15 protein-coding genes and 3 pseudogenes are annotated in these 24744 nt (G+C 38.8%); 5 read left to right on the top strand and 13 right to left on the bottom strand.

The genetic code is table 11. The annotated features are described in order from the left end of the window. Positions 1–54: 54 nt before the first annotated feature. The 9 genes and pseudogenes from B4H39_RS09815 to rlmH all read right to left on the bottom strand — a co-directional run. A pseudogene (locus B4H39_RS09815) lies at positions 55–3903 on the bottom strand (PolC-type DNA polymerase III); the annotation flags it as partial. Positions 3904–4377: 474 nt separating this feature from the next. Further along, positions 4378–4938: pseudogene (locus tag B4H39_RS10255) on the bottom strand (PolC-type DNA polymerase III N-terminal domain-containing protein); the annotation flags it as partial. Between the two features lie 905 nt (positions 4939–5843). Beyond that, positions 5844–7694 (bottom strand): proline--tRNA ligase, encoded by a 1851-nt coding sequence (locus tag B4H39_RS09810; RefSeq protein WP_202231337.1) that lies wholly within the window; start codon positions 7692–7694, stop codon positions 5844–5846. 26 nt (positions 7695–7720) lie between these two features. Beyond that, a complete protein-coding gene (rseP, locus tag B4H39_RS09805; RefSeq protein WP_251423325.1) occupies positions 7721–8968 on the bottom strand; it encodes an RIP metalloprotease RseP in 1248 nt (415 codons plus the stop codon). Positions 8969–9147: 179 nt separating this feature from the next. After that, the gene (locus B4H39_RS09800; protein ID WP_251423328.1) at positions 9148–9942 is read right to left on the bottom strand and encodes a phosphatidate cytidylyltransferase; all 795 of its coding nucleotides are present in this window, start codon (positions 9940–9942) and stop codon (positions 9148–9150) included. Continuing rightward, positions 9939–10676 carry an isoprenyl transferase gene (locus B4H39_RS09795; RefSeq protein ID WP_251423331.1) on the bottom strand — a complete coding sequence of 246 codons (738 nt, stop codon included), beginning with the start codon at positions 10674–10676 and terminating at the stop codon, positions 9939–9941. The genes B4H39_RS09800 and B4H39_RS09795 overlap by 4 nt, the downstream gene beginning before the upstream one ends. A gap of 195 nt (positions 10677–10871) precedes the next feature. Beyond that, entirely contained in the window at positions 10872–11207 is a 336-nt protein-coding gene (yajC, locus tag B4H39_RS09790) for a preprotein translocase subunit YajC (RefSeq protein ID WP_286927573.1), read from the bottom strand. A gap of 28 nt (positions 11208–11235) precedes the next feature. Continuing rightward, positions 11236–11838, bottom strand: a pseudogene (locus tag B4H39_RS09785) (DNA alkylation repair protein). Next, positions 11835–12314, bottom strand: coding sequence for a 23S rRNA (pseudouridine(1915)-N(3))-methyltransferase RlmH (gene rlmH / locus B4H39_RS09780; RefSeq protein ID WP_251423334.1), 480 nt, complete (start codon positions 12312–12314; stop codon positions 11835–11837). Before rlmH ends, B4H39_RS09785 begins: the two are co-directional and overlap by 4 nt. A 305-nt stretch (positions 12315–12619) precedes the next feature. On the opposite strand from rlmH, the gene B4H39_RS09775 reads away from it, so the two are divergent. The 4 genes from B4H39_RS09775 (at position 12620) to B4H39_RS09760 (ending at position 16555) form a co-directional block, all read left to right on the top strand. After that, positions 12620–13840 (top strand): S1C family serine protease, encoded by a 1221-nt coding sequence (locus B4H39_RS09775; RefSeq protein WP_251423337.1) that lies wholly within the window; start codon positions 12620–12622, stop codon positions 13838–13840. 96 nt (positions 13841–13936) lie between these two features. Then, positions 13937–14935 carry a glycosyltransferase family 4 protein gene (locus tag B4H39_RS09770; RefSeq protein ID WP_251423340.1) on the top strand — a complete coding sequence of 333 codons (999 nt, stop codon included), beginning with the start codon at positions 13937–13939 and terminating at the stop codon, positions 14933–14935. Between the two features lie 11 nt (positions 14936–14946). Further along, positions 14947–16281, top strand: a complete 1335-nt coding sequence (locus B4H39_RS09765; RefSeq protein ID WP_251423343.1) for a glycosyltransferase family 4 protein — start codon at positions 14947–14949, stop codon at positions 16279–16281. A gap of 49 nt (positions 16282–16330) precedes the next feature. Then, positions 16331–16555 carry a DUF1797 family protein gene (locus B4H39_RS09760; RefSeq protein ID WP_251423346.1) on the top strand — a complete coding sequence of 75 codons (225 nt, stop codon included), beginning with the start codon at positions 16331–16333 and terminating at the stop codon, positions 16553–16555. 54 nt (positions 16556–16609) lie between these two features. Here the strand turns inward: B4H39_RS09760 and B4H39_RS09755 are convergent, their stop codons facing one another. The 3 genes from B4H39_RS09755 to tgt form a co-directional block, all read right to left on the bottom strand. Then, a complete protein-coding gene (locus B4H39_RS09755; protein WP_202231578.1) occupies positions 16610–17362 on the bottom strand; it encodes a tRNA1(Val) (adenine(37)-N6)-methyltransferase in 753 nt (250 codons plus the stop codon). A 34-nt stretch (positions 17363–17396) separates the two neighbouring features. Then, positions 17397–19349 carry an alpha-amylase family glycosyl hydrolase gene (locus tag B4H39_RS09750; RefSeq protein ID WP_251423350.1) on the bottom strand — a complete coding sequence of 651 codons (1953 nt, stop codon included), beginning with the start codon at positions 19347–19349 and terminating at the stop codon, positions 17397–17399. A gap of 129 nt (positions 19350–19478) precedes the next feature. Continuing rightward, the gene (gene tgt / locus B4H39_RS09745) at positions 19479–20627 is read right to left on the bottom strand and encodes a tRNA guanosine(34) transglycosylase Tgt (protein ID WP_251423353.1); all 1149 of its coding nucleotides are present in this window, start codon (positions 20625–20627) and stop codon (positions 19479–19481) included. Positions 20628–20761: 134 nt separating this feature from the next. On the opposite strand from tgt, the gene B4H39_RS09740 reads away from it, so the two are divergent. Next, on the top strand, positions 20762–21484 hold the full coding sequence (locus B4H39_RS09740) for a DUF975 family protein (RefSeq protein ID WP_251423356.1): 723 nt from the start codon (positions 20762–20764) through the stop codon (positions 21482–21484). Positions 21485–22050: 566 nt separating this feature from the next. On the opposite strand, the gene polA is transcribed toward B4H39_RS09740, so the two are convergent. Beyond that, positions 22051–24666: a DNA polymerase I gene (gene polA / locus B4H39_RS09735; protein ID WP_251423359.1), complete on the bottom strand. Its 2616-nt coding sequence runs from the start codon at positions 24664–24666 to the stop codon at positions 22051–22053. Between the last annotated feature and the right edge of the window lie 78 nt (positions 24667–24744).

The raw sequence follows: 24744 nt of genomic DNA, 5'->3' as shown, positions 1-24744 counted from the left end.
TCACGTTTGTACGCTACTAAAAAAGACACCTCAGTGCCTTTTCTTATTTTTTAATCAAAACAAATCTTCAAAGAGACTTAATTGGTTATCCTCTGGCATTCCGTCAAGTATTCCCAGAGATTTCATATTATCAACAATGGCTTGAGATAGTCCTCCTCGTTTACGAAGCTCCATGATACTTAAAAATTCACCATCTCCCCGGGCTTCAACCAATTGTTTCGCAACGTTTTCGCCCAAGCTGTCCATCGTAACAAACGGTGGAATGAGTGTATCCCCATCAATAACAAATTCTGTGGCTTCACTACGATAAAGGTCAATCTTGCCAAATTTATACCCGCGTTCAAGCATCTCATTGCAGAGCTCTAAAGTTGTCAGCAAAGATACTTCAGTATTTGTCGCATCAAATCCTTTATCTCGAATTTCTTTCATCTTCGCCTTGACTGCATCCAATCCTGCACTCATGGTCGCTATATCAAATGTAGTGGCACGGATAGAAAACCAAGCACAATAGTACAGAATTGGTTTATGCACCTTGAAATAAGCAACACGAAGTGCCATCATAATGTAGGCTGCCGCATGGGCTTTTGGAAACATGTACTTGATTTTCGAGCAAGATTCGATATACCAATCTGGTACACCATGCTCTCGCATTGCTTTAATATATGTTTCGCGTTCTTCTGCTCCAATTTTACTCCACATTCCTTTGCGGACACGCTCCATAATGTTGAAAGCCATGGACTCCTCTAAGCCCGAGTGAATCAGATAAACCATGATATCATCGCGACATCCAATCACACTGGATAGATCAGCAATCCCCGAACGAATCAACTCTTGAGCATTCCCTGCCCATACGTCCGTACCATGTGAAAGACCAGAAATCTGTAATAAATCAGCAAAAGATTTTGGCTTAGCTTCAGCAATCATATTCATGGAGGTAAAAGTTCCCATTTCAGGGATACCTAAAGTTCCCAACTTAGCCCCAAGTTGTTCCTCAGTAATTCCCAGTGACTCAGTTCCTGTAAATAGCTTCATCACTTCTTTATCATCCATTGGAATATCTTGTGGAACAATCCCTGATAAACTTTGAAGTTTTCGAATCATCGTAGGATCATCGTGCCCAAGAATATCTAATTTTAAGATGTTATCATGAATAGCATGAAAGTCAAAGTGTGTCGTCTGCCACTCTGCTCGCGTGTCATCTGCAGGATATTGAACCGGTGTAAAGTCATAAACATCCATATAATTAGGGATTACAATGATTCCTCCTGGATGCTGTCCTGTTGTTCGTTTTACCCCCGTCGAGGTCATCGCCAGTCGATCAATTTCAGCATTGCTATAAAACTGATTATAATCTCGCTCATAGCCCTTGACAAAACCAAAAGCTGTTTTTTCAGCAACTGTACCAATCGTTCCGGCCCGGAAAGCATAGTCTTCTCCAAAAATCTCTCGAACATCTAAGTGAGCCAAAGGTTGGTCATCACCTGAAAAGTTCAAATCAATATCGGGAACCTTGTCTCCTTTGAACCCCAGAAAGGTTTCAAAAGGAATATCATGGCCATCCTTCACTAATTTATGCTTACATTTTGGACAATTCTTATCCGGCATATCGTAACCTGAACCATAGCTGCCGTCATCGTAGCATTCAAAATACTGACATTCTGGACAGCGATAATGCGGTGCAAGAGGATTAACCTCAGTGATTCCAATCATGGTTGCGACAAGTGAGGAACCGACAGAGCCTCGTGAACCCACTATATAGCCCCGCTCATTTGAACGACGCACAAGCTCTTGGGAAATAATATAGACTACTGAAAAGCCATTACCTATAATTGAGCGTAATTCTTTTTCTAAACGCGCATCAACAATGTCCGGCAAGGGATTTCCATACCATTCATGGGCCTTCTCATAAGTCAGACGGGTAATACGTTCCTCCGAACTTTCTCCTCCCTCAAATGTCATTTTTGGTGTATAGAGATCTTCCCTCACAGGAGTGAGCTCCTCAAACCGCTCTTCCATCTTTTGAGTATTTGTGATAACAATTTCACGCGCTATTTCCTCATCTAAAAAGCTAAACGCTTCCAGCATTTCATCTGTCGTACGGAAGTGAGCTTCTGGCAATGGTAGAGGTTTTGCATGTTCACCATGTCCTTGTGTCCAGTTTATTTCCGCCCCTTGCCCAAGTGAACGAACAATAATTTCACGATTGATTGCTTCTTCGGGGTTTATATAGTGTACATCTCCTGTTGCTAAAACAGGTTTCCCCAGCTTTTTCCCAAGTTTTATTAAGTCCTTGAGTGCTTGATGCAGTTCTTTTTCATTTTTGAAACTTCCACCAACGACAAGCGATTGATAAAGTGCCGGAGGCATTACTTCAATAAAATCATAGAACTTCGCAATTTCTAGAGCCTCTTCAAAAGTTTTATTTGTTATCGCTTCAAAAACTTCACCTGATTTGCAGGCTGATCCTACAATGATTCCTTCCCTGTGCTCCTGCAAAACAGAACGCGGAATACGTGGAACACCAGATAAATATTTAACATTTGAAAAGCTCACCAGCTTAAACAAGTTTTTCAAGCCGACTTGAGTTTGAGCATAAAGTGTTACGTGTTTTGGACGAACTTTCTTATAAGAATCTTCCGCAACCAGTTTGGCATTTAAATCTAGAAGTGATGTCCATCCGTGACGTTCACGCACTTCATTAAGAAAGACAAACAAAAGTCTTCCAGTAGCTTCCGCATCATAGTTAGCCATGTGGTGGTGCTCCAAGGCAATCTGGAATTTCTTCGTCAGTTGTCCCAAGCCAAAACGTTTCATCCAAGGATAAAGGTTGCGCGCAAATTCCAATGTATCAATTACCGGCTGTGTGATGATAGGCAAACCATTCCTCTGATAATTCATATTCATGAAGCCCACGTCAAATGTGGCATTATGAGCGACTAAGATGCTGCCTTCACAAAATTCTTGAAATGATTTTAAGACCTCATACAGTGGTTTAGCATTTTTCAAATGATCTTGCGTGATACCCGTTAACTCTGTCGTAAAATTACTGATGGGATAGCCAGGATTAATAAATTCATCAAACTCAGCAATGGGATTTCCCTTATGCATTTTGGTTCCAGCGATCTGAATCAGATCATTATGTACGGCTGACAAACCTGTTGTTTCCACGTCAAAGACGACATAAGTTGATTCATACATGTTCACATCTTCTTCATTGTAAACAATCGGAATCTTGTCCTCCACAAGATTTGCTTCCACACCATAGATGATTTTTATGCCATGTTTTTTTCCAGCTTGGTACGCTTCTGGATAAGCTTGTAATCCCGCATGGTCTGTGATAGCAATCGCTCTATGACCAAATTTAGCTGCCTGAGCAACAAGTTTGCTGGCCGATGGCATCGCATCCATCGTCGACATGTTTGTATGACTGTGAAATTCAACTCGCTTGTCTTCATCCGTCACCTTATCTTCTCGAACCCTCTGAGTTGGAATTTCTTGCAAGTCATTCATTTGCAAGATAAGGTCTTTTTTGTATTCATCATGCTTTACAACACCACGAACACGAGCCCAAATCCCGGTCAATTGTTTCGCAAGAGCAATTTCTTCATCGTCTCTTACCCATCTTGAAATGTAGAAACTTGATGTATAGTCTGTCATTTCAAGTTCAAGCAAGTGGCTAATATTTCCTGTTTTTCGCGATTTTATCTCCCGCAATTCACTTTTAAAAATATAGCCTTCAAAAACAACTGAACCCTGGGTTGAAAATTCACTCACTGAGCGCATTGGTGTGATTGGCTCGGAGTTTTTAATTTCACGACCAATTTGAATTTTATCAGACTTCACAGCATTAATCTGCGAGGCAATCTTGCTGCAGTCTTCTTTTTTTGAAATTTCAACAGCATCACTTACTGTCATCACCAAATCATCTTTATAAACATCGTGAGCAATATTGCCACGTACGCGTAACCAGATGCCTTGCTCAAACTGGATGGTTCCCTCCTCGCCCATGTTTGCTGCTTTTACCTTGTCAACAATCTTATCAAATTGAGAAATTTCATTTTCCTTGCGCCCCCATTTGATAACTTGAAAAACAGCTGTCTCATCGGCAAGTTTCATCTCCAGAACGTGGTTTGTCTTGCCTGTACTATGGCTTGGGAATTCGCGGTGGTGTGCCTCGAAAACATAGCCTTCAAAAATGACTCCACTTCCCTCACCAGCAATGAAGCTCATTGAAGTTACAGGACTGCTTCCGTTAATTTTACGACCAAATGAAACCCCTTCTGCTAGAGCCGTATCTATTTTTTCAGGTATTTTTTCTGCTTTAGCTGCTGTCTCATCGGACCGTATTTTTTTCAGTTCACTGATTTGATATTGTGAAGCAGACTCTGCCGCCAACATATTGCTTACTTTACGCTCATGTTCTTCACGATTTTCCTGTGTTAATGCCTCATCAACAACTGGACGAATCGTGAGTGCTCCGAAACCAAAGGTCCTAAACTTTTCCTCTAAAATCGGAAAATCTTTTTTTACAAAGTAGTCCAATTGTGGATTATCTTCAACCAGAAGATTAATCTGCACCCCTCGTTGCTCTATACGATATTTTTTAAAAATATTGGCAAAGGCTGTATTAGAAAGGCCTGGCTGTGTCAGCGCAACTTGATAATAATCATTGAGCATTTGCGTATCAAACTCTAACTGGTTTACTTCTATTGAAAGTTCTGTTTCAGCAATTGTTGAAAAAGCGGACTCGATTAGCCCTGATAAAACTTTCCACTGCTCTACAGGCAAGATTTTCTCAAATCTTAATTGGAACTTCCAAAGCTTACGCTCAGTATGTACCTCTACATTCTCGATTTCTGCAGTTGAAAAAAGAGCCGATTCGCGAATTTGGTTTGGCATTTTTATCTGTTCCATCAATTTTTCAAAAAGATTTTCCATAGTTTCTCCGCACATCTCTATTTTTTCTGTATCCTCCATTATAACAAAAAAGCAATATCTCTGCTTTTTATCGGAATTTACCATGACGTTAAAAAGACGGACCGTGATGACAGTCTTTCTTTAAGGCGCCGTTGTCACTAAAGATATCGATAACTACTGAGATTTTGCTTCCCTCTAGTACAAACGAAGTTCTTTTGAAATGAGTTTTGACGTATTCTTTCTTTTCTATCTGCTGCCACTAAGAATAAATATTTTTTGAAAATGAGTTAGCTTTCCTTTCATGGTAGCTTAACACAAGTTTCCTTAAGACACTCCTCACAAGAAAAAAATAATGATACTATAATTAATCGAATAAGAACAGGAATATCACCTAAAAAACCAGAGTATGTCACAGCTCACAATACAATCCACAGCATAACTAGGAAGGTGTCTATGATATTAAGTGAAACACCCTTTCGTTTCAGAACTAAAGCTTTATAAAAGGTCAATTATCAGAACAGTAAACAATTCCTCTTTTTCTATGAGATCTATCAAAGTGCTTTAGATGATTTTCAAAACAAACCAAGCGGATGATTTTTGAGGGCTTACCAGTTGTCTTTAAAAAGAGCTGTCCGCTAGCTGCTTAAACATAAGCAGTCTATTTCACTCTATTCCAACGAACCACTTGAAGGTTCAACAATCTCTGTAAACTTATTACACACATTTCCTTTAGCTTTGCCAGATTTGACCATCTCAGAAAACGGATTTTGATCCAACAATTTCTCACAAAGCGCAACTAAAAAAGCTGGTCAAAGGCAACTTTTTACACACTACTGTAACTCATTTTTAGCGATGACCACCGAAGAATTAACAAAAAATCGAGATAATTTCAATCTCGATTTTTGATATTTTTTATAAATCCTTCACTACTTCGTCAAAATCTCAATCGTATTGACAAGTTCTTCTTTGTTGATTTCCACAACTTCACCAGTCGCACGAATTTTAACTTCGACGATGCCTTCGCTTGCTTTTTTACCAATCGTCACACGGACAGGTAGACCAATCAAATCACTGTCGGCAAATTTAACACCCGCACGTTCATTACGATCATCCACAAGAACTTGATAGCCTTTACCACGAAGAGCTGTTTCTAATTCAGCAGTTACAGCCATCGCTTCTTCGTCTTTAGTATTGACTGGTACCAAATGGATATCGAATGGCGCAAGCTCTTTAGGGAAGTTGATAGACCAGCTGAACTTGTACTCCTCACGCGGTGTTTTCTCTACATAGATTCGCGCAAATTGTTCAAGAATAGCTGAAAGCATACGGCTTACACCGATACCATAACATCCCATAACTATTGGTACGGCCTTACCATTTTGATCAAGAATATTAGCCCCCATTGAATCGGAGTAGCGCGTTCCTAACTTAAAAATATGTCCGATTTCAATACCACGAGCAAACTTAAGTGTACCGCGTCCATCTGGTGATATTTCACCTTCATTAACGACACGTAAATCAACAAATTCGTCTACTTCAAAATCACGACCAAGGTTAGCGTTGCGGTAATGGAAGCCGTCCTCGTTTGCACCAATAATAGCATTCTTAACCACTTCAACTTCGCGATCAGCAATAATTTTAACGCCCTTAAGGCCGATTGGTCCAAGTGAGCCAAAGTGCGCACCTGATAGACTTTCAACATCTGTTTCAGTTGCGGGTTCAATAACGTTAGCTCCCAAATAATTTTGCAACTTCACTTCATTAAGCTCATCATTTCCATGCATAAGGACCACAATTAATTCTCCATCTGCACGAAAAACTAAAGTTTTGAGTGTTTCAGCAACATCCGCTTCTAAAAACTCTGCTACTTCGTCGATGGTTTTAACATTCGGCGTTGCAACCTTTTCAAGTTCCAAAGTTTCTGTATAGCTAGCAATATTTTCAAACTTATTTGTTGCCATTTCCAAATTGGCTGCATAATCACCACCCTCAGCATAAACGACCGTATCTTCACCAGCAACTAGCCACTTAGACAGTTCTTCTTTGATTTGTTCAATAACTGTGTTAGGGATTTCATCAATGGATTCGATGGAATTTCCAAGAACCAGCCATTTTTCAAGATCTGTCCGATCGGCTGTAATAGCCATAAATTCCTGGCTGTCTTTACCACCCATCGCGCCACCATCACCAATGATTGCTTTGAAATCAAGTCCTGCACGAGTAAAGATGTTCTCATAAGCACGCTTGTAGTCACTGTAAGTTTCATCCAGACTTTCGTAGTCCGCATGAAAACTGTAACCATCCTTCATGATAAACTCACGTCCTCGAAGCAAACCATAACGTGGACGCTTTTCATCACGATATTTTGCTTGAATTTGATAAACATTCAAAGGAAGCTTTTTATATGAAGTCACTTCGTCACGTACCAAAGCTGTCATTGTTTCTTCATGAGTAGGTCCCAAGATAAAATCTGAATGATCACGATTTTTAAGCTTATAAAGGTCTTCCCCATAAGTATCATAACGTCCTGATTCGCGCCACAAATCCGCCGTCAAAAGAGCTGGTGCTAAAAGTTCGACAGCTCCAATGTTTTCAAATTCTTCACGCATGATTGTTTTAAGCTTTTCAAGAACTCGATTTGCCAAGGGCAAGTAGGCATAAATACCGGCTGAGATTTGGCGGACATAACCCGCACGAACTAAAAGAGCATGCGAGATAACTTGTGCATCGCTTGGCATTTCGCGAAGCGTTGGTATAAGCATTTTTGATTGTTTCATATTTTATTCCTTAAATTTTTTGTTTCTTATCTAATAAAGGCTCGGAGGATATCGTTCCAAGTTACTGCAATCATTAGGAGAACCATGAAGACAAGGCCAATGAGAGTCAAAATTCCTTCTTTTTCCTGCGACAACGGTTTGCCACGCAGAGCTTCAACGATGTTGAGTACAATTTTTCCACCGTCGAGGACAGGTATAGGAATTAGGTTCACAATTCCTAGGTTGATTGATAACATTGCAAGCAAAGCAATGACAGAAGTTATACCTTCTCGCGCAGCCTGACCGCTTAAATCATAAATGGCGACTGGCCCCCCAAGTTTATCAAGGCTAGGTTGCGAAATGAGGTTCCCTAAGGCTTTAAAAATGAGGGTCGCTGCATCAACAGCCCGCGTAAAACCGCCTGTGATCTTATCAACAAAACCTGTTTTGAGTGAGCGTGTAATGCCAATAAGATACCTGTCTTCTACTTTTTCAGGTTGAACTTTTACAGTCTTATGTGTTCCATCACGCTCAATGTCTAACTCAACTGTTTGTCCTTCATTTTCACTAATACGTTGAGCAACCTCATTCCAGTCATCGGTTTTATGACCATCAACAGCTTGGATTTTATCCTTAGCTTGTAGACCAGCTGTATAAGCCGGCGTCCCAGGCTGAACTTGTCCAATCTCGTTTGTATTTGAAGGTACGCCACCTTGCATAAAAGTAATAATAATGAAGGCTATAATTCCTAAAATAAAATTGTTCAAAGGCCCCGCAAAATTCGTCAATATCTTACCGATTACGCTGGCACTTTGATATTGAACATCCAAAGGCGCAATACGAATTTCCGTACCGTCCCCTTCAATAATCGTTGCATCATGGTCAACTGAATAACGGCGCGTTTCTCCAAAGACCTCTCCTTCAATAAAAAGTGCTTTTTCAAAATCATATTCCGTGACCAACATAGGTACACTATTTTCCAAGTCCACTCGGTCTGAAAGGTTTATTTTGACAACTTGATTTTCCACAATCATCAGAGATGCGGGAGTTCCTTTTTTAATTTCTGTTGTGTCATCACCCCAGCCGGCCATACGAACGTAACCCCCAAGTGGAAGGATACGAACACTATAAAAAGTACCATCTTTTGCTTGGTGCGCAAAAATTTTCGGCCCCATTCCAATTGAAAATTCGCGAACTAAAATTCCCGCGCGCTTCGCAAAGAAAAGATGCCCGTACTCATGTACAACAACAATAATGCCAAAGACAATGATGAATGTTATCAGTGTTTGAATCAATAACGTTCCTCCCTTAATATTCTGAATTCATATCCTCTTCTGAAGATACTTTCTTCAGAAACTACTTGTATTTTTATCTTCCCTGAAATAAAACTCTCCCTAACACTATATTTTACCTAAAGCGTAATGAAATGTGAAATAAGAGTGATTTTAATCTACGGTCTTCTCATTTGATTGCCTTAAAACAAGCCCAGCAAGTGCATGACTGGAAAGACAAATATCAAGTTATCAAAACGATCAAGTACACCACCATGACCTGGCAAAAGTTTCCCCGAGTCTTTAACTCCATAATGCCGCTTGATGCTTGATTCTACCAAATCACCAATCTGTCCAACAATAGAAAAGACAATGGTGAAAAGGATAAGTTTTACAAAACCAATCTGTGGAAGTTCGTTTTTATAAAAAATGAACATGATGATTGTAACAACTACGGCTGAAAAGATTCCTCCAACAGAACCTTCTACTGTCTTATTAGGTGAAACATCTGGAATCAATTTACGTTTTCCAATTGATTTTCCAACAAAGTAAGCGCCTATATCTGTAGACCAAACAATGAATAGGGCCAGAAAGACTACGGCCAAGCCGCTTTCGCGCGCCAGAAGCAAACTTTGAAACCCCATCCCCACATAAAACGCCGAAAGAAAGGGAAAGCCAATATCCTCAAAGCTATAAGAGCCTCTCGAAAAAACCATCGCTGTTAGCATTGCAAAAAGACAAAGCATGAAAAGCAGGATACTGCCCTCAACGCCCATTCCAAAGAAATATCTACCTATGGGTAGTGCCAAACAAAGGGCTGCCATTGTCGACAAAATGCCTTCAAAGGACATGAGCTGAAGCTTATGCATTTTGAATAGTTCATTCATAGCTGTAATGACCAACAAAGCTATTAAAATTTGGAAAAAGCCTCCTCCTATTAGCATGAGCCCTATAAAAACGGCTCCTCCGATAATAGCGGTGATTGTACGCTTTATCATTTCACTCCTCCATATCTGCGATCACGTTTTTGAAACTCTAAAATAGCGGCATCCAACGCTGCTTCATCAAAATCCGGCCAAGCCGTGTCTGTAAAATAGAGTTCACTATATGCAGCTTGCCATGGTAAAAAGTTAGACAAGCGTAATTCTCCTGACGTCCGTATAATCAAATCTGGGTCTCGTAAGTCTTTAGGTAAAATTGATGTCTGCAAGTAATCAGAAAGTTCTTCTTCAGTAATTTCTGACAATTTTTTCCCACTTTTGGCTAAATTTTGAACGGCTAATAAAATATCACGCCGTCCACCATAATTCATGGCAAAGTTGAGAATCATTCCCGTATTATTGGCCGTTTCGGCCGCCGCTCTGTCAATTGAATTTAAAGTAGCCTTTGGCAAGCCTTCACGTTCGCCAATCATCCTAATCTGTATATTCTCTTCATTAAGAATCGGAAGGTATTTGCTGTAAAAATCAATTGGCAAGCTCATGATAAATTTGACTTCATCCATAGGACGAGACCAATTTTCTGTTGAAAAAGCGTAGACCGTCATTACTTTTACGCCACGGTGCTGCCCATGAATGGCTGCCGTTTTTAATGCATCCATTCCAGCTTTGTGACCAAAAATCCTTGGTTTCCCTTGACTTTTAGCCCAACGACCATTTCCATCCATAATTATTCCAATATGCTGTGGTACTGGAATTTGCTCTTGCGAGTTATTTTTTAAGTTATTAAACATAGCACCTCACAGTCAGTATCCCCATTTTATCATATTTTAAAGAAAAACACAGAGAAATTCGATATGCACCGCCCTGTATGGTCTCTCTCAAAGCTTCTTCTGTTCTATGTATTTCATGTATAAATATGAAGTGTTTTGGAAAAAGAAAAAACCTACCCAAAATCTTGATAGGTTTTCAAACTCATCTTTCCTTGCTTATTCTTCGACTGGGTTGTCTTCTTTTACTGTTTCTTCAACAACTGTTGTTTCTGAAACAATTGGCGATTCAACTGTGTTATTTTTTACTGTTTTAACGGCTGCACGATCAAAAGTCAAAATAACGCCTTCACAGTCCAATTCGATTGTAGCATCCGCTTCATTGATACTGCTCAAAACACCGTGTAAACCACCGATAGTTACAATTTCTGCACCAATAACCATTGAATTCAATTGTTCTTGACGCTGTTGTTGAGCTTTCTTTTGGCTATGATTCATGAAGAACATCATCCCACCTACAACAACAACCATAAAGACCAAAGACATAACATTCATTTATTAATTTCTCCTTTAAAAACATTGATTATCCACAGACAATAGGATTATTATAGCACATTTTATAAGGGCTGTCTATAAGTATTTTCCTGCTTCTCCTACAGATAGAGAAGACTTTTCCCTCCCGTCCTTCAAGAAATGTCCTTCCCCATTTGGAATTTGCTTTAAAATCTTCTCTTAGTGCCCAGCCAATCGTTTTATGGATAAAAAATTCATTCGTTCCCAAGTTATTAAGGATGATTTCTTCTAAAAGTTCCGAATCCGTTTACTCTTTTAAAGCCAGTTAACAATTAATAACAATACGGCATATACAAAAATTCTCATCCTTGGACCTATCTACTGTTTCCCAACAAGATTTTATATGAGCCAATTGATAAATTTTTGGTAAATCTGAAACATGGAGATATTTCTTCATTTTACGCAAACAATCACAAGCTAGAGACTGAAGTTCTCTTTCTTTTAAACATAATTTGTGAATAAACGCCCAATCAATAGTCATTTCTTGAACCTTCTCTTTCAAAAACAGAGGAGAGGTCAAAGCTAAAAATTTAAACTGCTCACGCAAATAGGCTGCTTGTTTTTCTACCCTTTCCTCATCAGCATGAACACGAAACTCTTCAATGATTTTCATTTGTGATAAGCACTTCCTCTGTTAATCATTTGTGCACGATAAATTTGTTCCAACAAAACAAGGCGCATCAGTTGATGAGGTAATGTAAAACGTCCAAAGGAAACTTGTAAGTCACTTCTCTTATAGACAGCATCCGATAATCCCAAGGAACCTCCTATAACTAAGACCAAGTGGCGCGTTCCATAAATTTCACAATTTTTAACAAAATCTGCCAAGTCTTCACTTGTCATTAATTTGCCTTGAATCGCAAGAATTACCAGCTTATCTCCCTCATTTATACGGGCAAGAATTTTTTCACCTTCTCTACTTTTTATTGCTTCTTTTTCTTTATCTGATGGATTATCTGGGATTTTTTCATCAGCTAACTCAATAATTTCAAGAGGTGTCATCGTGCGCATCCTTTTTTGATATTCAGCGACACCTTCCTTTAGATAATTCTCTTTAAGTTTTCCTACAGCGATTAATTTTATTTTCATTCCTTTATTTTATCTTTTTCCCCAATTGAAAGCAAAATGAAAGCCATATTTATCAACATTTTTTGTATTTTTTCCACATTTCTGTGGAAAAGTTGTGGATTTTATTCACTTGTTCACAGTTGCCAACGACTTTTTCACAGAATTGTGGAAAACTTTCTCTTATATTTCCTTTTTATCCGCTTTTGAGGTATTATAATGTATGTGAGTATCCCTCAATTCATATATGTAATATTAAAGATTATTTAAGGAATATGCATTATACTTGTGTATAAATATTTCTTACTGGAAAAGGAGAAACTTCTACTATGGAGAAAAAAAATATCACTTCATTACTCGTTACTGGTGTGGCTGGTGGAGCCATCGCCCTTGGAGGAAGTGCCATTTATCAAAACATGACCAACACATCGACAGCAAATAACAATGCAAATAGCTCTGTGAACACGGTTAATGTACAAGTCAATACAGATACAACTAAAGCAATTAAAAAGATTTCAAATACTGTTGTCTCCGTTTTAAATTACCAAAAATCATCTTCAAGTAGTGATTTAGAACGTATTTTTGGAAATGAGAACAACAATAACAATAATGATAGCAATGACCCACAACTTGCAGGAGAAGGTTCTGGTGTCATTTATAAAAAAGATGGCAATACAGCTTATGTTGTAACAAACTATCACGTGATTGAAGGTGCTTCTTCTCTAGAAGTGCTCATGGCAGGCGGCCAAAAGGTAACCGCTGAAGTTGTGGGATCAGATGCTTATTCTGATTTGGCTGTTCTCAAGATTGATGCTAAATATGTCAAAGAAACAGCAACCTTTGGTAATTCTGATAAGCTTACCGTCGGTGAACCCGCTATAGCAGTCGGTTCTCCCCTTGGAAGTGAGTATGCTAACTCAGCAACTGAGGGCATTGTTTCGAGTCTTAACCGTAATGTTGTTCTTCAAAATAATCAAGGGCAAACAATTAATGTCAATGCTATTCAAACAGATGCAGCAATTAACCCAGGTAACTCTGGTGGAGCGCTCATCAATATTCAAGGACAAGTCATTGGTATTACATCAAGTAAGATTACCTCAACCCCAAGTGGTACAAGTAGTAACGGTGTTTCCGTAGAAGGTATGGGCTTTGCTATTCCTGCAAATGATGTTGTAAATATCATCAACAAGTTGGAAAAAGATGGCAAGGTAATTCGACCTGCTCTAGGTGTCCAAATGGTCAACTTATCTAGTCTTTCACAAAATATGCTGGCTTCACTTAATCTTCCTGAAAATGTGACAAGTGGGGTAGCTATAGCTGAAGTTCAATCAGGAATGCCAGCAGCTAAGGCTGGGCTTAAGAAGGGAGATGTTATTGTCAAAATTAACGATGATGAAGTAACCTCAAGTGTAAACCTTCAAAGCACACTCTACAAGTCTTCAATCGGCGATACAATTAAGGTCACTTACTATCGTGATGGGAAGCAAGCCACCGCTAATATCAAGCTTGACAAGACAAACAGCGATATCAACTTTGACAAACAAAACTAAAAGATTACATCCCCTTGAAAAGGGGATTTTTTTGATACGTAATTATAATGAATATTTATTTTTTGTCAATAAAATTGTGGTAAAATAGGTTTAATCATGAAAATTTTACTTTACCTAGAAGCCGAACAAATTTTGAGCCGCTCAGGAATTGGGCGTGCAATGAAGCATCAACAAAGAGCCTTGGATTTGATGCAGGTAGACTGGACTCAAAATCCTAATGAAGATTATGATATCTTGCATCTCAATACATATGGACCTCAAAGCTGGCGTATGCTCAAGAAAGCAAAAAAAGCTGGTAAAAAGGTAATCTTTCACGGGCATTCCACTGAAGAAGATTTCCGTGATTCTTTCCTTGGTTCTAACTTGGTATCTCCCTTGTTTAAACGTTATCTGATGCGTTTCTATCGGGAGGCTGATTTGGTCATCACACCCACCGAATATTCTGCTGGACTTTTACGAGGCTATGGTCTCACCTGCCCCATCATACCCATTTCTAATGGTATAGATTTAAGCAAATATCAAGCCAGTCCAGAGAAAGAGAAAGTCTTTCGCCAATATTTTAATATTGAGGACCAGCAAAAAGTTGTTATATGTGCAGGGCTTTATTTCAAACGCAAAGGTATTGATGACTTTGTAAAAGTGGCCGAAAAGATGCCAGATGTAAAATTTATATGGTTTGGCTATCAGAACCTTTGGACTGTACCTGGTTGGATACGCCGTTTAGTCAAAAAAAATCATCCCACAAATGTCCTTTTCCCTGGTTACATCAAGGGAGATATTTACGAGGGTGCAATGACTTCTGCTTCTGCTTTTTTCTTTCCCTCTCGTGAAGAAACCGAAGGGATTGTTGTTCTGGAAGCCTTAGCAAGTCATCAAAATGTTGTCGTACGCGATATCCCTGTCTACAAGGGATGGCTTGATAATGAAGCAGCGAATATGGGAACAGATGTTGACAGCTTCGTGACTGCATTGCAAAAAGTATTGGATGGAAAAGTTAACAAAATAGAAAAAGGCTATCAAGTCGCACAGTCACGCGCCATTGAACGTGTCGCTGCTGAATTAGAGGCTGCTTATCGCCAAACTTTGGAGTTATAAAATAAAAAACTATGAGAATCGGAATTTTTACAGACAGCTATTTCCCACAAATTAGTGGTGTAGCAACAAGTATTCAAAGCTTAACTATTGAGTTAGAAAAACTCGGACATCAGGTTTTTATCTTTACCACAACAGATCCGCATGCTGACGTAGATCATGAACCTGAGAATATCATTCGTTTCCAAAGTGTTCCATTTGTTTCACTCGCCGAACGTAAGGTGGTTATCAAGGGTGTTTTTGCTGCCTATCAAATCGCTCGAACCTACCAACTTGATATTATTCATACTCAGACTGAATTTGGAATGGGTCTCTTAGGAAAAATGGTCGCACAGCAACTTCAGATTCCTGTCATTCATACCCTACATACGAAATATGAAGACTATGTGCATTATATTGCTAAAGGTCGCTTGATTCGCCCAAGCATGGTTAAATACATTATTCGAAACTTTTTACGTGGAAGTGAAGCCATTATTTGCCCAAGCCAAATGGTGTTGGATACCGTGAATAGTTACGGTATCAGCCTACCTAAGCGCGTTATTCCCACAGGTATTGATCTGTCACGCTTTAAACGAGACGAGATTACTCTGGACGAAATCCAAGACTTGCGTCACAGCTTAGGTCTTGCGGATAATGAAACGATGCTCCTCAGCCTATCCCGTGTTGCTGCGGAAAAGAATATACAAGCGGTCATTGCAGCCATGCCACAACTTATAGAAAAAATAGCTGTAAAGTTAGTCATTGTAGGAGACGGTCCTTATATGAAAAATCTACAAGAGCAAGTGGCAGAACTGAACATAGAAGACTATGTTGTCTTCACAGGGGCTGTAGAAAATCAAAAAACCGCTTATTACTACAAAGCAGCAGACTTTTTCATTTCCGCTTCTACTTCCGAAACACAGGGCTTGACTTATCTTGAGGCACTGGCTGCAGGCACGCGTGTGTTAGCAACTGTCAATCCTTACCTTACACAGCTTATTGACGACAAAGAGTTCGGTCGCCTCTTTGCCTCAGATGCCGATATTGCCAACACAGTCTTGGCTGCTGTACACGAAAGTCAAGAAGTCGATAAAGAAAAGTTTAATAAAAAATTGTACGAAATTTCTGCAGAAAATTTTGCACAACAGGTTTATAATTTCTATCAGGACACCATCGTTGAATATCAAGCGCGGAAAAATTCCGAACATTTTTTAGACGAATTTGACATTGCTGCTCAAAAGTGGTCAAGACAAATGAAACGTTCTTTTCATCGTGAAAAAATTCGTGCACGATATTTAACAAGAAAAGCAACTAAACTCGCTAAAAATTTACAAAATTATGTTAAAATAGATAAAGAAAATATGAAATAAGGCTTGCGGGCAATCAAAACAGCCCTTAAAATAGGCATTGGAGGAAATAATGAAATCACATTTGATAGCAATCATGGATCGTTTAAATCGTTTGATTGAAACGGCTGATCCAAAGGAAACTTACAACTTTGAACGCGAAGGTGAAGTTATTGCAACGGTAAGCTTCCTGCCAGAAGAAACTGCTTTTTCTATCAAATACCCAAAACAAAAAGACGTTGCTATCTTTGATGATATTGATCTTGTAGCAATTGAACTTTATGATATGATTTATTAAAAATAAGAAGCCATCTGTGGATGGCTTCTTATTTTTTTATGATGTATCCCAGCATCACTCAAGCTTTCCATAGTAAATTTCTTGAATTTCCGCTGTATAGTTTCCAGAGTCATCGTGAACAATCAGAGGAGGAAGGAAGATTTCTCCACCTGGCTTTCCATCTTTAATGGCATCAATCAGTAATATATTAGCTGCTTGATTAGCCTTAGGATAGACGAACTGAATACGCTTAGGAACAAGATGATTTTTTTTCATCTTGTCTACAATTTCAAAAAAGCGTTCCGGACGATGTACTAAAGCAAGATGTCCATTTGTTTTTAAAAGCCTCTTACTGGTTTCAAATATTTCATCCAAATTCGTTGCCAACTCATGGCGTGCTAAGGTATAGTGAGGGTTTTCATTAACATGGCTCTTGTCATCTAATTTAAAATAAGGAGGATTACAAAAAATCAGATCTACTGAAGAGGTCGTGATATAGTTTAAGGCTTTATTTAAATTATCGTTAATGACAGTCATCTGCTCGTCCAGTTCATTAAGCTGAATGGACCGTTGTGTCATTTCCGCAAGACGCTCCTGTATTTCAAGCTCTATGATTTGAGAATCTGTCATTGAACTAGCAAAAAGTCCAACAGCGCCATTCCCTGCACACATATCTACAATTTTCCCTTTCTTTGGTAAACGAGGAAAACGTGCGAGAAGAATGGCATCTATGGAAAATGAAAAAACGTCACGACTTTGTATTATTTGTACATCTGTTGCCGCAATTTGATCAATACGTTCACCGGCTTTTAATTCGATATCTGTCATTCTCTTATTATACAATTTTCATATCTAAAATTCTCTATGAGGAAAACTGAAAAACCATAGCTGTGCGTTCAGCTAATAAGAGTTCAAGTTTTTTATTCTTTTCCTGATACGTAAAACTTGATCGTGGGCCAAAACCGCCATATTTATTATCATCTGTATCAAATATCAGTTCGGGCTTACTTGGCATGTAAAGACTAAGTTTTTGTTCTCTATTTGGATGGAAATTAAAGACAAAGAGGAGTTTGCCCTTTCTGTAGGCTAAAAGCTTGTCTTGATTTTTTATCCAGCATTGTTGTAGACTGCCGCTTTGCTTTAAAAATTTATGCTCCTGCTCTAAAGCAATCATATCCTGATCAAATTTTAATAAATACTTAAAGCGTAAGTTTTCATTTTCTGACAAAGACCATTGACGACGTGCATGCTGAAAGCTCTCTTGATTTCCTTCTCTAGGAAAGTCTAACCACTCCGGATGACCAAACTCATTCCCCATAAAATTAAGATAGCCTTCACCTGCTAAACTAAAAGTAACCAGTCTTACGAGCTTATGCAAGGCAAGGGCACGATCAATAATCAATGAATCCGTATGGCTATCCATGGAGTCATAAATGGCTTCGTTAGCTAGCCACATCATCAGGGTTTTATCACCCACCAAAGCTTGGTCATGACTCTCCGCATAACCGATATTTTTCTCACCCGGACGACGTGTTGTTAGTTCCCACCAAAGTTCCATGAGGTCCAACTCTTCATCTGATTTTTCCTTAAACTGCCTAATCCAGTAGTCTGGAACTCCCATAGACAAACGATAATCAAAACCAATTCCACCCTCAGAAATAGGAAGAGCCATCCCTGGCATCGCTGACATGTCTTCTGCAATCATTGTTGCGTTAGGATTAACTTGACGAACAAGTTCGTTGGCAAGCATCAAGTAAACGATAGCTTCAATATCCGTATCCCTAGAAAAATATTTACCATAATTGTCAAAACTTGTTCCTAAGCCATGATGATGATAGAGCATGCTGGTTACTCCGTCAAAGCGAAAACCGTCAAAACGGTAAGTTTCCAGCCAAAACTTAAGGTTAGACAGGAGGAAATGAATGACTTCATCCTTACCATAATTAAAAAGTTTCGTGTTCCAAGCTTCATGCTCGCCTCGACCGCCTGCATGAAAGTATTGAGTGCTACTTCCATCAAAAAGATTCAGACCATCACCCACATTTTTCACTGCATGTGAATGTACAACATCCAGTAGAACTCGAAGTCCCATGCCATGAGCCGTATCTATCAATTCCATCAGATCCTCTGGACTACCAAAGCGACTTGATACCGCAAAAAAGTTGGAAACTTGGTAGCCAAAGCTAGCATAGAGCGGATGCTCCATAATAGCCATAAGCTGTATGGTGTTGTAACCGGCTTTTTTGATACGGGGCAGGACGTCTACTGTAAATTCTTTATAAGAATTTATCCTATATTCTTCACTCGAAATCCCGATGTGTGCCTCATAGATTAGGGGAGCTGTATCTTTTAAAACAGGAGACTTATGTTTAAATTCATACCTAGGCTCAACAATAACTCCATCCAGTTCCAAGTATTCATTTTGAACAGCATACATAATATAGGAAGGGACTCTATAAACTTCTGTACCGTTGATAACAAGTTTAACCTTGACCTTAGAACCTAAAGGTAAACGACCAGGAACTGCTATTTCCCAAACTCCACCATAGGCTGCTTTTAACTCATGCTGGCTGCCCTCCCATTCATTGAAGTCACCAACTAAAAAAGCTTTTTCTGCATTCGGTGCCCATTCACGAAAAGTCCAATTGTGCGTTTCTTGTTGAAAGCCAAAGTATTTATGACCATTGGCAAAGTCCGACAGTTTCCCTTCCATTCCTAGTAACCTCTTTTTAGTTCTTGCAAATTCAAAAAGACGCAGAGACAGGTCTTCCTTGTAAGGTTCTAAGTATGGGTCGTATTGTAAAATATTTAGCATGATGAGAAACCTCCCTTAATAACTGACACACTCTTCATTTATTCTACCATTTTTTTACACCGTATTATATTCTTATAGGGGACTATTGATAGTAAAAATACAAAAAAGAGAGAACAGCAACTTCTCTCTTTAAAAATTCTTAGCATTTGGTTTATTATAGCCATACTTTTCACAGAAGTCCTCACGGAATTCCAGAAGATTGTCATCCACAATAGCTTGGCGAACATTTATCATCAAGTTAATCAAGAAATACAAGTTATGGTAACTTAAAAGACGGAGACCAAATGTCTCATCTGCTTTGAATAAATGACGTAGGTAAGCACGGGTGTAGTTTGAGCAGCAATAGCAATCACACTCTGGATCAAGTGGTGTAAAATCAAGCTCATATTTTGCATTTTTAATATTCACACGACCGAAACTTGTCATCGCGGTACCATTACGCGCGATACGTGTGGGTAGCACACAGTCAAACATGTCTACACCACGAATGACGCCATCAATTAAACTATCTGGTGCACCAACTCCCATCAAATAACGTGGTTTATCTTCTGGCAAAAGCGGTGTTGTAAAGTCAAGGACGGCATTCATCTCAGCGTGAGACTCACCCACAGCAAGACCCCCAATCGAGTAGCCAGGGAAGTCCATGCTAACAAGATCACGCGCTGATTGGCGGCGTAAATCTTCAAATCCAGCACCTTGCACGATGCCGAAAAGTCCTTGATCATGTGGGCGTTGATGTGCTTTTAGGCCACGCTCTGCCCAACGGGATGTCCGTTCTACAGAAGCTTTGACGTAATCATAAGGTTGATAAAAAGGTGGACATTCATCAAAGCTCATCATAATATCAGAGCCCAGATTATTTTGGATAGAAATAGCTTTTTCTGGGTTGAGGAAGAGTTCGCGACCGTCAAGATGGCTTTTAAATTTAACGCCCTCTTCGCTGATATTTTTCTTGTTTTGTACCAAAGAGTAAACTTGGAAGCCACCACTATCTGTTAAAATAGGCTGATCCCAATTCATAAATTTATGCAAGCCTCCTGCTTGAGCAACAAGCTCATCTCCTGGACGAAGCCACAAGTGATAAGTATTGGCAAGAATAATCCCTGCCCCCATCTCTTTAAGTTCTTCTGGGGACTGTGTCTTAACCGTTGCTTGCGTCCCTACAGGCATAAACATAGGTGTTGGAAAAGTCCCATGTGGTGTTATAATTTCACCGAGACGCGCACCTGTGTGTTTTTCTTTTTTGATTAGTCTATATTTTATTGCATGTTCAGTCATGTAAACTCCTTTAAACTTCTACAAGTATACCAAAATTCTTTGATTTTTCCCAGCCAGTCTATGACTGCTTTTATCTGAAAGTTTTTTGTTGAGAAGCCTCTTCTTTTATGGTATTCTAAGGGATGGAGGATTCTATGATGTTTAAAGTTTTAAAAGATAGAGCCAAGGATGCTCTGAGAGAAGACTTTGGTGCTAAGTTACGCCTGTTCTTAATCCCAATTTTTGGGGGAATCATCTCAATGAACATGACTTATCGCTCAAACTATAATTCCAATGTAGACACCGTTAATAATTTTGATGCAAGTGCTATAACAACAGGATTACTGCTTTCTTTACTCTTGGCAATGCTTATTGGCTTTTTAATAGGAGCTTTGCTTTCTGTCATCATTGATGTTATCACGGTTGGTGCTCGTTTCAATTACATTAAAATCTATCGTGGCGAACACACAAGCTTACGCTTTAAAAATGTCTTTAGCCCTTTTAAAGATGGCAGTTGGATAAAGATTTTCGTTCTTCACTTAGTGACTTCACTACTTCTTGTTCTTCTGGCCGTTACTGTTATCGGTATTCCTTTTGCCATTTATCTTGGTCTGGGTTGGTCGCAAAAAGATTACATTCTTTTTGACCAGTTAGAGTCAGGTACTTATAATGGTATCTGGGGCGTACTTAATGCTTCTTCTCAAGTAATGCAAGGCTCTCGTGGAGACTATTTTCTCTTCTTGTTGAGTTTCATCTTATGGTACATCCTCTCAGGTATTACCTTAGGTCTTGCAAAATTCTGGACAACACCCTATATTGAAATGTCCACCATTGCTTACTACCAAAACTTAATTGCCTCTAACAGAAAGACATATTAAAAAGAAGACATAGTGTTCTTCTTTTTTTAGCTTTCATATATGAAAATGATGCGCTATAGCGAATAAGAAAATCACAATACAATAATAAAAAATGTGTTGTGTTAATAAGAAACTCCACTTTCTCTCGAACATAAAGTTAGCTTCGTATATCAAAAAATCATGCGGAAGACTGATTTTCACTTCCTTTTATGATGCTATAATAAATATATAAAAATCTAAGGAGTTTAAATCACAATGCTGTTCTTACTCATCATTATCTTATGCACTTATCTCTTCCTCAAAGGATTTTTCGAATACATCCTTCCCCTCCTCATCTTCCTCTTCTTTGCAAAACTTTTCTTGGGAGGGCTTCTCCTTTTCTTTAATACACACTTTCTTTTCAGTCTAGCAATCATCGCTTTCTTCATCTGGCTAATTAGTACTGTCAAAAAACAAAATTATTGATAAATCACAAAGGTAACTTATCATAGAGTAAGCTATTAAAAAATGGAATCACCTCAACCATGGTGGTTCCATTTTTTTAAAAATTTGGATAAATCATCATTTACTTATCTCACAGGAAAAACTTATTTCGCTTCATACCAGCTATCCCCCGTATTTTCATCAGCAAGCAATGGTACATTGAGTTCTACAGCAGACTCCATCGTTTGTTTTACTAGGGTCTGAACATCTGCCAACTCCTCCTTGGGTACTTCAAGAATGATTTCATCATGAACTTGGAGTAATAACCTTGCTTTAAACTTTCCTTTTGTCAACGCACTGTCTAGATTAATCATAGCAATTTTGAGAATATCTCCAGCAGAACCTTGTATAGGAGCGTTAATTGCCTGCCGCTCAGCACCTTGCCGCACCATAAAGTTACGATTATTAATTTCTGGTAGTTTTCGACGGCGGTTAAACATTGTACTCACATAACCTCTGTCTTTTGCCTCACGTTTAGTTTCCCTAATATAGTTAGCTACACCAGGATAACGTTCAAAATAAGCGTGAATCATACCAGCAGCTTCTTTATTAGAAATACTTAAACGCTTCGCTAGACCATATTCTGTTTCTCCATAAGAAATACCAAAGTTTACTGCTTTAGCATTGCGGCGGTCATTAGGGGTAACATTTTCTGGTTTATCTATCCCAAAAACACGCATGGCTGTACTGCTATGAATATCTGCACCATGATTAAAAGCACTAATCAGATGTTCATCCTTAGATATATGCGCCAAGACACGAAGTTCAATTTGTGAATAATCAGAACTTAATAAAACATTATTCTCATCAGCAACGAACGCTTTACGAATTAGGCGACCTGCTTCTAAGCGAACAGGAATATTTTGTAGATTGGGTTCTACCGATGAGAGACGCCCTGTTTGGGTCAAATCCTGAACATAGCGTGTATGAATACGCCCATCCTCTGCTATTTGTGGAATTAGTCCTTGCACATAAGTAGATTGAATTTTTGAAATTTGGCGGTATTCGAGTATTTTAGCAACTAACTCATAATCTTGGGCTAAGTTTTCCAAGATATCTGCAGCGGTTGAATAGCCAGTTTTAGTTTTTTTACCGTGAGGTATCTGTAATTTTTCAAAAAGAATAACTCCGAGCTGCTTTGGCGAATTGATATTAAATTCTTCGCCTGCGAGTTCATAAATTTTTGCAGTTAAATCAGCAATCAATTTTTCATTTTCGGCTCCGATTTCTTCCAGAGTACTCACTTCCACTGCTATACCCGCAATTTCCATTTTAGCCAAAACATTGGCCAGAGGAAGCTCCATTTCTGTGAGAAGACGGTATTGTTCATTTTCTTCAAGGTTTTGAAGCATTACCTCTTTGGTAGAGGTCAAAATATGAATCTTACGCGCTAAATGCTTGAATAAAACGTCATCTTCAGGGACACTGCGTTTAGCCCCTTTACCATAGACTTCCTCATCTGTGGGCATAAAGTCATTGGCGAATAAACGTCCAATTGTTTCTACTTTATTATCTTCCGTTGTGGAAATCAGATATTTAGCCAACATACTGTCATACTTAGCAGGTGGTAGTTCAATACCTAAACGATGGAGCAGCACTTTATTTTTCTTAAAGTCATATGTATTTTCAGGAAAATCGAAATCCTTCAATATTTCTGTATTTTTCGAAACAAAGATTTTCTCTTTATTTCCCCAAGCGAAGCCGATAATGTCTTCTTTATGGTAATTCTCATTTAATATTTCAATATAAAAGAAATCTTCCTTATCTACAGAAACTTCAGAGGCTTCTTCAATGACTTCAAAATTTAGCGCAACCTCACCAACTTCAGCTGTCTCGAGCTTTGCCTTAAATTGAGCAAATCCCATTTCATCATAAAAAGCCAAAAGTCCTGATGTATTCGCTGGTTTTATTCGCGTATCTGCAAGATCAATCTCAATAGGAGCTTTCGTATCAATCGTTGCTAAGGTTCGAGACAAATAAGCCATCTCACGATCAGCAATTAGATTGTCTTTCATCTTACTCTGCTTGAGGGAATCAATATTCGCATACAGATTGTCAATAGAGCCCCATTCTTGAAGCAACTTAAGTGCTGTTTTTTCACCAACCTTAGTTACACCTGGATAATTATCTGAGCTGTCCCCCATCAAGCCTTTAAGATCGATAAATTGTTCTGGAGTTAGTCCCATTTTTTCCATTAAATAAGCAGGCGTAAAGCTCTCAAACTCCGCCACACCTTTTTTCGAAATTTCAACAGTTGTATTTGAGTCCGCCAACTGAATCAAATCCTTATCGCCCGTAACGATTGTCACGTCATAAGCACCAGCTTCAGGAAGTTCAGCCATTTTATCTAATGTACCAATAATATCATCAGCTTCATAATTTTTTAGTTCATAATGATTATAACCGAGTTTTTCAATCAACTCTTTAATAAAGGGAAGCTGCTCTCGAAACTCATCAGGCATTCGTGCCCGGCCATCTTTATATGTGGCGAACATTTCTGTTCTAAACGTAGTCTTTCCCGCATCAAAGGCAATTAAGACATGATCAGGTTCCAAACGTTCAACCAAGTTATTAAGCATGAGATGAAAGGCATATATAGCATTGGTATGTAAACCACTTGGAGCCACAAAACGGTCTACTTGATTGTAGAGCGCAAAAAAAGCCCGAAATGCTAGGGAGGAACCGTCAATGAGCAGTAATTTATTTTTCTTGTTTTCCATAACTCCTATTATACCTCAAATTCATAAAAAAAAAGAAGCCTTAGCTTCTTCAGTTCACTTGGCATTTACCCTATCTCG

This window comes from Lactococcus sp. UBA7128, from assembly GCF_002492185.1.
Classification (GTDB): domain Bacteria; phylum Bacillota; class Bacilli; order Lactobacillales; family Streptococcaceae; genus Lactococcus; species Lactococcus muris.
The sequence above is the reverse complement of the archived record's forward strand: the minus strand, read 5'-3'. Positions and strand labels throughout refer to the sequence as shown.